We start from the raw sequence: 12,685 nt of genomic DNA, 5'->3' as shown, positions 1-12,685 counted from the left end.
CTTAAAAATAGCAACGTCCAAGGGTTTTCTGAAAAGGTCCCACAACCCGGTTCGTAAAATTCACAAGAACCATTAAAATATTTTTTTACTTTTCATTGTATATTTCTCAACATATTATCTTTAAGTACTAAAATAATTAACAATATGGCATTATTAATAGTTGAATCACCTGCGAAAGCAAAGACAATAGGTAAATATTTGAGTAAAGAGTTCAAAGTAGCTGCATCCTTTGGACATGTGAGGGATCTTCCAGCAAAAAACGGCTCTGTCGATCCGGATAATGATTTTGCTATAAAGTATGAAACCATTGAAAAAGCAGAAAAGTATATAAAAGAGTTAGTAAAAGCCGCAAGCAAAACATCAGATATATATCTTGCAACAGACCCAGACAGAGAAGGGGAAGCAATGGCTTGGCATGTGATAGAGACATTAAAAGAAAAGAAAGCAATCAGTAATGAAAACAACATTTATAGAGTAGTCTTTAATGAGATAACAAAAAGAGCAGTTCAAGAGGCTATAAAAAATCCACGTGAAATAAATATGGATTTAGTGCGTGCACAACAAGCACGTAGAGCTTTGGATTATCTAGTTGGGTTTAGTTTGTCACCACTGCTGTGGACAAAATTGTCGGGAAGCAAGTCTGCAGGGCGAGTGCAGTCTGTTGCATTAAAGATTATATGCGAACGAGAAGATGAAATTAGTAAATTTATAACACAGGAGTATTGGAGCATAAAAGCAGAAATGCAAAATAGCAAAGATGAGGCTTTTTTTGCTATGCTAAGCCACTATAACAATAAAAAGCTAGAAAAATTTGATATTAAGAATGAAGAAGAAGCAAAGAACTTAGTCAGGGAGATTGAATCAAGGCAATATGCTGTAAGCACAGTAGAACGCAAGCAAGTTAAGAGAAACCCGCTTCCTCCGTTTATTACTTCAAGTCTTCAGCAAGATGCAGTGAATAAACTGTATTTTAATGTGAAAAGTGTTATGCGCATAGCGCAAAATTTATATGAAGGTATCGATATTGGTGGTGAAACTGTAGGGTTGATAACTTACATGCGTACAGATGGGTTTCATATTGCAGATGAGGCTATAAACTCAATTAGAGGGTCAATTAAGTCATTATATGGTGATAAATATTTACCGCAGTCTCCTCGTAAATATGTAAAAAAGGTCAAAAATGCTCAAGAAGCACATGAAGCAATTCGTCCAACTGATATCAATAGAACGCCGGGTAGTATTAAGGATTACTTAACGCCAGAGCAATTTAAATTGTATGATTTAATCTGGAAAAGGACCATTGCAAGTCAAATGGAGTCGGCGATTCTTGATCAAGTGGTAGTCGAAATTAGTTCTACTGACCAGAAAATAATTCTGCGAGCAAGTGGATCAAGTATATTCTTTGATGGTTTTTATAGAGTCTATCAAGATAACATGGAAGCCGAAAATGAAGGCCTGCTACCTGCCATGAAGGAAGGGGAAGCATGCAAGCTGATTTCAGTTGAGCCAAAACAACATTTCACTCAACCGCCACCTCGTTATAGTGAAGCAAGTATCGTAAAAAAAATGGAAGAAATCGGTATAGGTCGACCATCAACTTATGCAACAATTATTTCGGTATTACAAGATCGTGAGTACGTTTCATTGGATAGCAAAAGGTTTATTCCAAGCAGTCGTGGTAAAATCGTTACTATATTTTTAGAAACTTTTTTTCAGCGTTGTGTAGAGTATGATTTCACAGCACAAATGGAAGAAAAGCTTGATTTAATTTCAAATGGACATGCAGATTGGAAAAAAGAATTAGGCCACTTTTGGGTGCCATTTTTTGGTCATGTAAACTCTGTCAAGCAAATGACGCATGATGAAGTTTTCAGCGGCATTCACAATTTGGTAGTCGATTGGTTTTGTTCAGAAGAAGGAAGAAAAGAGGTGAATACAAAATGCCCTGCTTGCTCTGATGGCATATTGAAATTGAACTTTGGAAAAGCCGGGGTGTTCCTTGGATGTTCTAACTATCCTGAATGCAACCATACAAAAGAAATTATGGGCAGTAACGACAATTCAGAATATCCAAAAAGTTTAGGTATAGATGATATAACAAACCAAGAAGTGATGATCAAAAAGGGTCCTTTTGGACTTTATCTGGAGTTTAATAACGAGTTAAAAAAGAAAAAAACGGTTTCCATACCAAAAGATATAAATGTTAATGAGATTGATCTGAGCACCGCTACTCAGTTACTTTCCTTGCCAAAAGTAATCGGAGAACACCCTGAAACCGGAAAGGAAGTAAAAATAGGCCTTGGGCGATTTGGGTACTATATTTTCTATGATGGTAGATACTTTTCTCTTAAGAAAAGCTCCAAAGAGGTGCTAAATACAGAATTGAGCGAAGCTGTACAAATTATTGCAAACAGTCCACGCAAAGAACTAAAGTCTCTCGGGGTTAATGAAAAGGGAAAAGAAGTTTTCATCTGCAACGGTAGGTACGGATTCTATATAAAATGCGGTAAAACAAACGTTGCTTTGGGCAAGAGTGCAGATATTGAGAGTATAGATTTGAAGAAGGCTTTAGAGTTGATTAAGGGTAAGAAATAGACTTCTTGCATAACCATTATCTACGTTAAAAATCAGCTTTTTTGTCATTCCAGCGTGTGACGCTGGAATCTAGAAAAAAAGAACCTGGATGCCAGTGTCTGGGCACTGGCATGACACCCTTTCTGGTAGAGGTTGCTCTCAAATCACAACGTGCATACAACTGCAGCAGTATGATGTTTTATTTATTATAGCTATAACACTGAAGTTTACAATCAGAACAAACCACTTGGCCACGTGGAACTGATTTCAGTTTATCAGTTGAAACTTGATTTGAGCAGAATATGCATTTTATTGTGTTGCTTGGAGTAAGTGAGTTATCAACAGCAATTCTATCATCAAAAACAAAACATTCTCCTTTCCAATTACCATTTTTATTATAAGTTTTTTCAAGGTAAGAAAGAATGCCGCCTTTAAGATGGTAAACATCACTAAATCCAAGGCTTTTCATATATGCTGTAGATTTTTCGCATCTAATCCCACCAGTGCAGTACATAGCCACTTTCAGGTCTTTACTCTCAGAAAATGACTCTGTCCACTGAGGAAACTCACGGAAACATTGTGTGTGTGGATTAATTGCATTCTTAAACTTGCCTAATTTCACTTCATACTCGTTTCGTGTATCTATTACTAAAACGTCAGGTTGAGAAGTAAAATCATCCCAATGCTCTGGATCAACATATTTACCCTTAAGGGAAATATCAAGATTGCTTACACCAAGATTCACAATCTCTCTTTTTAATTTTACCTTCATCTTGCTAAATGGTTGATATTCTGCTGCACTCTCTTTCCATGTAAGGTCCCTTAGCCTATAATCAGAACGTAGAAAATCGAATATTTTATCAATTGCGTTTCTTTCACCAGATATTGTTGCATTAACACCCTCTTCTGCAAGGAGTATAGTGCCCTTTAACTCAACGTTGTTGCATGTAGCTTTTATTTCGTCTTTCATGTCATAATAATTAGAAAGTTCTACAAAATGATAGAAAGTTGCAATGACGAAGCTCATGATTATTCACTTATCAACTAAAAACATGATATACAAAATTATAAAGATATTCAATAGTACGGCTGTTAATTACTGGATATCTTCAGTTTTTACATATAACATTTTAATATAAAATATAGATTCAAATTAATGTTTTTAAGAGTATTTAAAAATATATTCTTATTTCTAGTAAGTATATTATTCGTCTGTCCTATACTATCGTTAATATCAATCTTATTTACAGATTCAGCGAATTCCGAATGGGTAATCAGTACACTTTTTCCTGAATATATACTGAGTACGTTAATTTTGATGGTAGGAGTAGGGGGAATATCTTTCATATTTGGAGTAATTCCAGCTTGGCTCACCACATTTTTTTCATTTCCTGGAAGTAAAATTTTTGAGATTGCTTTGTTCTTTCCGATATCGATTCCTGGATATATAGTAGCGTTCGTCTATGTAAATACGCTAGAGTTTTCAGGTCCGGTGCAGAGCTCATTAAGAGACATTTTAGAGTGGAGCAAAGGTGACTATTGGTTTCCTGAAATAAAATCTCTAGGTGGTGGAATATTAGTAATGGGATTCAGCCTATATCCATACGTTTATATGTTAGTCCGCTCAAGTCTAAAGAATGTTAGTAACTTAGTCACTATTGCGTCAACACTTGGGTTCTCCTCATTGAAGAGCCTGTTTTCTGTCATCATACCCTCCATACGCCCATCAATTATAGCTGGGTTGTCTTTGGTACTAATGGAAGTAATTACAGATTTCGGCACACCACAGTTTCTTGCTATCGATACTTTCACAACAGGAATATATCGCACCTGGTTTTTACTGCATGACAAATATTCAACTACTGTTTTAGCAGTTGCAGAATTGATTTTCGTTGCAACACTAATAGCTATCGAAAAAAAACTACAAAAAAAAGGAATATCCTACTCTTCAATCAATACCAATTCAGATTATCACAACAAACGGAGTATAAGTGGCACTATACCATTGATCTTTGCTTATCTTATGTGTGTATTGCCGATATTAATAGGTTTTATTTTGCCAATGATTCCGCTCATATATTGGAGCATAGAGAAGGGGTTTTTCATATATGAAGCAAGATTCTATAACATAATAGCAAATAGCGTTAGTTTATCATTCATCACTGCACTAATCTCAATTAGCATTGCAATAATTATTGGATATACGGCGCGTAAAAATAAGGTAATCAATAATGTAGCACGTCTCATTTCTTTAGGCTACGCAATTCCAAATGCAATTATCGCAATTAGCATAATAATATTTTTAAGCAGAATATCCTCTTTCATTACTCAATATATTGTGGAAATTAGCTTGGTAGGAACTATTGGCGCATTAGTTTACTCATATTTATTTCGTTTTTTTGCTATATCTTTCAAGGCGGTAGAGTCAGGGCTCAAAAAAACACCAAATGAAATTGAGTGGACTGCATATACTATGGGTCATGGACCTATTTCCACATGTTTGAATGTTCATATCCCTCTCATCAAGAAGAGTATATTATCGGGATTTTTGCTCGTATTTATGGATACTATCAAAGAGCTCACAGCAACACTTATTATAAGACCATTTAATTTTGAAACTATATCAACTAGAATATATGAACTTGTAAGCGATGAGCGCTATAGAGAAGCTGCCCCATTTTCGTTAATAATAGTTATAATAGGCTTAATCTCTACAATAACCTTATTTACACTTGATGATAAGGATAAAAAATAAACGTAACCGTTCACAGATTTCCACTTAATTCTTCAATCTCACTAATAGAAAGGCCAGTAAACTTGACAATAGTGTTGACATCAACATTATTAGCCAGCATTGCTTTTGCGACTTCAATTTTCCCTTCCTCTTTACCAATTTTTTTGCCTTTTTCAGTAGCAAGATCAAGTCTGTATTCAAGAATGGCTTCTTCTTTGCGTAGATCCATTATCCTTTCTTCATAGGCTACTAAATCTTTTTCGTTCCAACGAAACTTGTCTAACTCATCATACGCCAGCTTTATTATTGGTGCTTTTTCTGCTATCTCTTTTAAGTCCTCTTCTGTTGTTTCTTCTGCATATTTAAAAAAGAAACACCACCTTTCTATTGTACTTTCTAGCTGCTCTACTTTACTTTTTGAAAATTTGGGCAATTCTATAAAGATAAATTGAAAATCTTTTAAGTAATGGCCGTTAGTTTTTATATCACGTATATTGTGAGTAGAAATATAATCAACTTCTTCAGGAAGTAAGTTACAATTTGATATAGCAATAAAGAAGACTTTCTTTAAATCAATGTAGTTGCCAGATTTATCTAATTGTCTTGAGTAGGCTTTAGCGGCATATAATTGAGCGCGTTTTTCGAAGCCCTTGTCTCTAGCGAGCTGGTCAGGTAAGGAAGCAGTATTACTACTACTCCCTCCCTTAGAAACGCAGCATGCAGGTTTCCCCACACTACGCTTGAGCCCCTTATCTAAGTTCTTCTTTTGTCGAACCGGCTTGTCTTTCATAAATCCTCAGAATACATCAACTTTAGTGGTGACACTAATAGTAGAGAACCTTCTCTTGAAAAGGAGCTTGCCAACATTCTTGTTCGTTTTACTCTCTCATCAAAATACTTTTTCCATTTTAAGTCAAGGGGATTTGCATCCGCTCTGATTTTAACATGTCGTCTGATAGGTATATCAATCAGCTTAAGCAGTCTTAAATACCGTATCTCTTTTGGTTTGTTCTTGCATATGGGTGCAGCAAAAACCCATTGGCGTTGACCCATTACTTTGAAGTAACGATTCTTTATCCAACGTAATCCTTTACGAGGATGTCTTTTCTTTGCCCATTTCCATAAACTATGCCAAATTTCATTGTCGATCTTTCTAAACGCTTTTTTAGCACACACATGGTGATAGTAATTTCCCCATCCTCTCAGTAGAGAATTGAGTGACTTAATTACTATAGCCTGAGTGTTCGCTATATTTGCTTTTATCAATGTACGTGCTTTATTCAGAAGTCTTTTAATACTTTCTTTCGAAGGTTTAATAATTAACTTCTTATTATATCTACGTACATTACAACCAAGAAAGTCAAACCCTGTTGTGATAGATGTAATCTTTGTCTTCTCTTCTGATAGAATTAAACCTCGCTCATGAAGAAAAGATGATACTAAAGGCTTAACTTCATTTTCCAGTACTTCATGTGTGAAACCTGAAATAATAAAGTCGTCTGCGTACCTGATTACATTCACTCCACTTCTGATTTTTCCTCTTCTTTTGCTACCTAATTTACCAAAGCGACTTTCTAATAACTGTTCAAGACCATCTAAGGTAAAGTTAGCTAGTATTGGAGAAATTATACTTCCTTGCGGAGTGCCAGCAGTTGTGGGATACAGAGTTTTCGATTCTAGGAAACCAGCTTTTAACCATCTATGAAGAATTTTCTTCTCCATAGGAATATGCTTCATGAGCCATTCATGGTTAATGTTATCAAAACAACCTTTGATATCACCTTCGAGTATCCATTGTAGTTGATTACGACTTGCCAGTAATAAGTGGCAAGCCACAGTAGCGTCTGCGCAGGATCTTTTAGGTCTAAAGCCGTAAGAGTGACGATCACTGATTGTTTCAGCTACCGGTTCCAACGCGAGCAGATACAATGCTTGCATCGCTCTATCTTTTATCGTGGGTATACCAAGAGGCCTTCTTTTGCCATTAGATTTACTGATATAAATTCGTTTGAGCGGAGAAGGTTTATATCCTCTTTGTTTTAGCAGCTTTATTCCTTGAAATTTAGCATTGCAAGTTGACCATAGTTGACGATCTACACCTGCTGTGGTTTTTCCTTGGTTTTCAGTTACTCTCTTAACAGCCAAAGCTTTTCCGCTAAAAGAGCGTGTGAGAAGATGTTGTAAAGCTTTTACCTTACCCCATCTTCCTTCTTGGACAGCCTTAACAATACGTCTTTGTAGCCTCACAATAACTTTCTGGCATTTCTTCCATGGCAATTGCTTCCATGCTTCAAAGCTTTCGGTAGATGCACTTACAGGTTTACTTGTAATCATCTGCTTTCCTACCTTAAGTGGTTAACAAAGTTTCTTGTCACGAGGGACCAAATGGAAGTCTGCTCGTTTTCACGAGAATTAATGTTACAAATTCTATCCATTTCGTTACAAAATGGCATTCGCTTTCTCCATTCTCCTTTACCTGCACTTCCATCAGCATTCCTTGCGGTTTGCTTGCCATGTAGGCGAAAATACAGGCTTACCCTGTTTCTCCAGTCATACAACAGTGGGTTAGGTGGCTTCTCTATACCGGTGGAATTGTTATTTGCGTACATCCAGAGATGAAAAATGTATCTTATCCACATTACCTTTTGGTCAGAGCTTATCAGCATCTTTAGCTCTTTCATCGTATCGGTACTTATAAAGCTTCACTTACGTTCACCATACCACTAAGCCTAGCCCTCCAACCACATGATGCTTGCAGTTTATGCCTCTCTCACGATTGAGCATCTTCTTTTTCAAGAGGAGGTTCATTGTCCGCATCGCTTGGCACCAACCGGTTGCCCGATTCGCACTGATGCGTAGACTCAGATGGCAAAACATCTGGTTTAATAAGTTTTAGAATCCTTTCAGTTTCTTTCTGAATGAATTCCTCTCCTTTTAAACAATATGACCGAAGACTTTCAGGTCGCACCATTTCTGCTATATATCTATTTCCGTGAGAATCCTTGCAGAGAACATCAACAATACTTTGTTTATCAGAGGCAACTTCGGGATCCATAATAGTACTTAAGAATTCAACTTCTTGTATTGCATTTATCTCAGTAAACCCTAAAATATCGTTCAAAAAGTGGATAAGGATATTCTTATTTTTTTCCGTTCCAAAGATTTTTTTGAAACACAAATCATTGCGAGGATCGAGAAACTTTGAAAGAGCCATAGCCAAAGTGCTTAAAAATATTAATAATTATACACTATTATTAACAATTATTCAACCATATTTTTGAAGATAGCTATAGCTAACACGTCATAACCGCCACGAACCGTGATTCATTCGCGGTATCTTAGCATAGATCCCGCTAACAAGTAGCGGGATGACAGTTTTTCAAATTGTCGTAAGTCAGTTTAGCTATAGGCAGCAATTTTCTGTATTTATTTTAAATTGAAGAAAGCTCAAATGAAAGATCGTGTTTTGCTAAAAATCACAGAATGCAGTCTAATAGTGAGCAGTTACAAACAAACTATTTTGATAGTTAATGGGGTCTAGTTTTGATGTATGGACTATCCAAAGAAAAGGGTGGTATCATAACTTCAAAAACTTTTATGCTTTCTTCATTCAGAAATTCATACTTACCCTGCATTATTCCTGACGGTACATTTAAGTATGTTCCACTTGTGTATTTAAATACCTCTCCAGATTTTATCACAGGCTGTTCTCCGATAACACCAACTCCGGCAATTTCATTTACTTTGCCCTTATAATCTATTATTTGCCAATGACGACTTAACAATTGAATAGTTGATTGGCTTTTGTTTTTTATCTTAACGTTATACATCCATACATAGCAATTTTCATAAGGAATGGATTGCTCTTCAATGTAAATTGGTAAAACTGTAACTTCAACAAAGTTGGTAGTCAATGTGTATTCTAGAATCATTATAGAATATTCATGATAAAAAGATAATATTCTAATTATATGCTTTTTTCATAGATTTTTCAAGTATACTTTAATTAGGAAATATCAATTTATAGTATGAATGAACCAGATGCGCTGAGCAAAAAAGTAATAGGAATAATAGGTGGTGGACAATTAGGTAAAATGACTGCTATCGCTGCAACAAAACTTGGACAAAAAATACATGTTTTTGCCAGTGCTAAAGACGATCCGGCTTGCTCTGTTGCTGATGATTTCACAATAGCAGATTTCTCTGATAAGAAAGCGCTTGAATCTTTTGCACAGAGTGTGGATTTGGTCACTATTGAGTCTGAAAATATTCCATGTAGTGCAATTGATATCGATGTAAATTTTTATCCGGGTAAAAAAGCGTTACACATTGCGCAAAATAGGCTTAGAGAGAAAGATTTCATTAGAAGCTTGAGTATAAAAACTGCTAAATACAAAAGTATACAAAATTATAATGAGCTACTGAAAAGCAGTAGAGCTTTTGGCTATCCAACAAGGCTGAAAACAACAGAAATGGGTTATGATGGAAAAGGGCAATATGTGCTTGAGAATGATTCTGAAGTGAAGCAATTTGCTTCCTTTGATTGGAATACAGAGTACATTCTTGAAGCAAGTGTTGATCTACTGAAAGAGGTTTCAATAGTCGTTGCAAGAGATAAAAACGGTAAAGTAGCTTTTTTTCCTATAGCAGAAAATTACCACGTTGATGGAATACTTGATACTTCAACAGTGCCAGCTAAAATAGATAGTAAATTAACTCAAGAGGTACAACGAGCTGCAAAGAAAATAGCAAATGCGCTTGATGTAATAGGAATTCTGGCTATTGAATTTTTTGTTACTAAGGATAACGAATTGTTAGTTAATGAACTAGCTCCCAGACCTCACAATTCTTGCCACTGGAGCTTGGATGCATGTAACGTTAGTCAATTTGAACAGCTAGTTAGGATAATATGCGGGTTACCTATGCAGGAAGTAGTATTACGCTTTCCTTGTATGACGAAAAATATAATAGGTAATGATATATATGATTCTCATAAGTATTTGAGCAACGAAAAAGCTAGTTTAACCATATATGGGAAAAAAGAGGTTAGGGATAAGCGTAAAATGGGACATGTCAATATAGATTTAAGTTAACAGTTTTTCTACGTCATACCGCCACAACTGTACGAACATTGTGATATGATGAGATGTTACATAGTAAACGGTGTCATTCTAGCACCTCTTTTCCCGTCATCCCTCTGCTTGTTAGCGGGATCTCATTTCACTTTGTGAAGGTGTCATCCCAGCACCTCTTTTCCCGTCATTCCGCTGCTTGTTAGCGGGATCTCATTTTACTTTATGAGGGTGTCATCCGAGTAGCCCCTTTCTCGTCATCCCGCTGCTTGTTAGCGGGATCTCATTTCACTTTATGAAGGTGTCATCCGAGTAGCCTGACTACTTGGATCCAGGAATTTTATTAAGTTGGTAAGCATAAAAGTGGCTGATCTTATGTTAAAACACAACGTTCTTGATGAGATTACAGCAAGGCTGGATTCCAGCGTCAGCTACTTGAATGACAGCAGTCCTACGTCATGCCGCCGCGGTATCTCTAGATCCCGCTAACAAGTAGCGGGATGACGGTTGTCGTTTAGCCATAAATGTTTAAGAAATTTACCAAACGAAAAAAAAGGCAAAAGAAGCCCCGTGGTTGGCTAGTTACTTACATTATACTTTCAAGTATGGCGTTTTTTTATTCTAAACGTTTAATAACCGCGATTCATCTGCTTTTAAGCCGCAACTAATCTAAATTATAAACATTAAGAAATTTACTAAACAGAAAAAAAGGCAAAGAAAACCTAGGGTAGCTAATTACTCACTATCCATTTTTTAAGTTGGCGTTTTTTGATGTTTTAAATGCTTTATAAGCGCATTTTAGCTTGTATAGCTAGAAATTTGATAAAGACATAAGGTGCACATAGTGCAAAAAATTAAACATGAGACGCCAAATACGTTGAGTTTTTTTGTCATTTAATCTGTACAGAGAAGATAAATAAATAGCTTCAGTTTCATGATAAGGGGGCTGGCGAAGGGTGTCAAGTAAGTTTTTTCGTTTCTATTTCCAATAAAAGTTTGTATGCAATAACACAGAAGCATGCACTGCTATTCCTTCATTTCTTCCAATATAACCTAATTTCTCTGCAGTGGTTGCTTTGATATTTACAAATTCATCATCAATTTCTAATGCTTTTGATATGAATTTCTTCATTTCTACTTTGTAAGGCGATATTTTAGGCTCTTCACAAACTATAGTAATATCTAAATTAGACACGCTGTACCCTTTTTCTTTTGCTTTTTTAGCAGCAAAGTCAAGAAAGTGAGATGAATTGCAATCTTTCCATTCAGAGGAACTAGGAGGAAAGTGCTCTCCTATGTCGCCACATCCCAGTGCTCCGAGTATTGCATCAACGATTGCATGTATTGCAACATCACCATCAGAGTGCGCTTCTATTGCCATGTTGTGTTCAATTTTCACACCGCAAATTTTTATAAAGCTTTCAGCACCATTTTGAACTTTAATGAACTTATGTATATCATAACCGGCTCCGACACGAAATTTTGGCTCTTCAAAAAGAAGCTTTGCCATATTGATATCCTCTTTTGTGGTTAACTTAAAATTGCTTTTCTCACCTTTAATAATCGCAACATGTTTTTTGTGCTCTACCATTAGTGATGAATCGTCAGTAAATTCTTTGACTGATTGATGGCATGATAATAATTCTTTGAAATTAAAAATTTGAGGGGTTTGTATGGCTCTGAGCTTTCCTCTTGAAATCGTAGATTCAATAAAACTATTACTCACCAATGACATAGTGTCTTCAACTTCTATTGCTGGAACTACTCCTGTATATTGATCATTAATCATAGATTCAACCAAGTTATCTATCAGAACATCTGACACAAAAGGCCTACAAGCATCGTGTATAACTACAAAATCTGGGTTAACTTTTTGTAAGCTTTCAAGCCCTAGTTTAACTGAACTTTGCCTGTTTTCTCCTCCGTATACAGGGCTTAGTAATTTAGTGTCTGTAATTAGTGATATAGCTTTCTCATAGAAACTTTCATGGTCTCTATTAATTGCTATTCTTATGTAATCTATATATTGGTTAGCCAGAAATCTTTTAATTGTATGAAATAAAACAGATTTACCTGCCAGTTTTATATATTGCTTAGGAATCGTAGAATTGCATCTACTGCCTACTCCCGCTGCAACTATTAATGCTGCTATTTTGTATTTCTTAGCGCACATATTTCTTTTTGTAGAAGCTTTCCTCTCTATCCAAGATTCTTTCCGAAAAATAAAATTTCTGACATCATATAAAAGTTACTTCCCCTATTAACTAGCATAATTATAATAGCAAAAGAGATATTTAGAGAGCTC

8 protein-coding genes and 1 pseudogene are annotated in these 12,685 nt (G+C 35.8%); 3 read left to right on the top strand and 6 right to left on the bottom strand.

Features of this window, described 5'->3' with window-relative positions; all coding sequences use genetic code 11:
* The first annotated feature begins 144 nt into the window (after positions 1 to 144).
* Positions 145 to 2,595, top strand: a complete 2,451-nt coding sequence (gene topA / locus AAGD62_RS00260; protein WP_213863628.1) for a type I DNA topoisomerase — start codon at positions 145 to 147, stop codon at positions 2,593 to 2,595.
* 178 nt (positions 2,596 to 2,773) lie between these two features.
* On the opposite strand, the gene AAGD62_RS00255 is transcribed toward topA, so the two are convergent.
* A complete protein-coding gene (locus AAGD62_RS00255) occupies positions 2,774 to 3,601 on the bottom strand; it encodes a rhodanese-related sulfurtransferase (protein WP_155969276.1) in 828 nt (275 codons plus the stop codon).
* A 129-nt stretch (positions 3,602 to 3,730) separates the two neighbouring features.
* On the opposite strand from AAGD62_RS00255, the gene AAGD62_RS00250 reads away from it, so the two are divergent.
* Positions 3,731 to 5,329 (top strand): ABC transporter permease, encoded by a 1,599-nt coding sequence (locus tag AAGD62_RS00250; RefSeq protein WP_155969277.1) that lies wholly within the window; start codon positions 3,731 to 3,733, stop codon positions 5,327 to 5,329.
* Between the two features lie 10 nt (positions 5,330 to 5,339).
* Here AAGD62_RS00250 and AAGD62_RS00245 read toward each other — a convergent pair whose 3' ends face one another.
* From AAGD62_RS00245 to apaG, 4 genes and pseudogenes are all read right to left on the bottom strand, one after another.
* Entirely contained in the window at positions 5,340 to 6,098 is a 759-nt protein-coding gene (locus AAGD62_RS00245) for an Rpn family recombination-promoting nuclease/putative transposase (RefSeq protein ID WP_155969279.1), read from the bottom strand.
* On the bottom strand, positions 6,095 to 7,642 hold the full coding sequence (gene ltrA / locus AAGD62_RS00240) for a group II intron reverse transcriptase/maturase (RefSeq protein WP_155968541.1): 1,548 nt from the start codon (positions 7,640 to 7,642) through the stop codon (positions 6,095 to 6,097). Before ltrA ends, AAGD62_RS00245 begins: the two co-directional genes overlap by 4 nt.
* Before the next feature lie 634 nt (positions 7,643 to 8,276).
* A pseudogene (locus AAGD62_RS00235) lies at positions 8,277 to 8,522 on the bottom strand (PD-(D/E)XK nuclease family transposase); the annotation flags it as partial.
* A 313-nt stretch (positions 8,523 to 8,835) separates the two neighbouring features.
* Positions 8,836 to 9,237 (bottom strand): Co2+/Mg2+ efflux protein ApaG, encoded by a 402-nt coding sequence (gene apaG, locus AAGD62_RS00230; protein ID WP_179951370.1) that lies wholly within the window; start codon positions 9,235 to 9,237, stop codon positions 8,836 to 8,838.
* Positions 9,238 to 9,336: 99 nt separating this feature from the next.
* Here apaG and AAGD62_RS00225 point away from each other — a divergent pair, with 99 nt between their 5' ends.
* A complete protein-coding gene (locus tag AAGD62_RS00225; RefSeq protein WP_155969283.1) occupies positions 9,337 to 10,401 on the top strand; it encodes a 5-(carboxyamino)imidazole ribonucleotide synthase in 1,065 nt (354 codons plus the stop codon).
* Positions 10,402 to 11,359: 958 nt separating this feature from the next.
* On the opposite strand, the gene AAGD62_RS00220 is transcribed toward AAGD62_RS00225, so the two are convergent.
* Complete coding sequence (locus AAGD62_RS00220) at positions 11,360 to 12,553, bottom strand: bifunctional 2-C-methyl-D-erythritol 4-phosphate cytidylyltransferase/2-C-methyl-D-erythritol 2,4-cyclodiphosphate synthase (protein ID WP_155969285.1); 1,194 nt, start codon at positions 12,551 to 12,553, stop codon at positions 11,360 to 11,362.
* Positions 12,554 to 12,685 lie beyond the last annotated feature (132 nt).

This window comes from Wolbachia endosymbiont (group A) of Eristalinus aeneus (assembly GCF_964026915.1).
Classification (GTDB): Bacteria; Pseudomonadota; Alphaproteobacteria; order Rickettsiales; family Anaplasmataceae; genus Wolbachia; species Wolbachia pipientis.
This window is presented reverse-complemented; position numbering and strand designations above follow the sequence as displayed.

Excerpts from the sequence above, each read along its gene's own strand:
- topA (WP_213863628.1), top strand. The coding sequence starts at position 145 with ATGGCATTATTAATAGTTGAATCACCTGCGAAAGCAAAGACAATAGGT.
- AAGD62_RS00255 (WP_155969276.1), bottom strand. The coding sequence starts at position 3,601 with ATGAGCTTCGTCATTGCAACTTTCTATCATTTTGTAGAACTTTCTAAT.
- AAGD62_RS00250 (WP_155969277.1), top strand. The coding sequence starts at position 3,731 with ATGTTTTTAAGAGTATTTAAAAATATATTCTTATTTCTAGTAAGTATA.
- AAGD62_RS00245 (WP_155969279.1), bottom strand. The coding sequence starts at position 6,098 with ATGAAAGACAAGCCGGTTCGACAAAAGAAGAACTTAGATAAGGGGCTC.
- ltrA (WP_155968541.1), bottom strand. The coding sequence starts at position 7,642 with ATGATTACAAGTAAACCTGTAAGTGCATCTACCGAAAGCTTTGAAGCA.
- AAGD62_RS00225 (WP_155969283.1), top strand. The coding sequence starts at position 9,337 with ATGAATGAACCAGATGCGCTGAGCAAAAAAGTAATAGGAATAATAGGT.
- AAGD62_RS00220 (WP_155969285.1), bottom strand. The coding sequence starts at position 12,553 with ATGTGCGCTAAGAAATACAAAATAGCAGCATTAATAGTTGCAGCGGGA.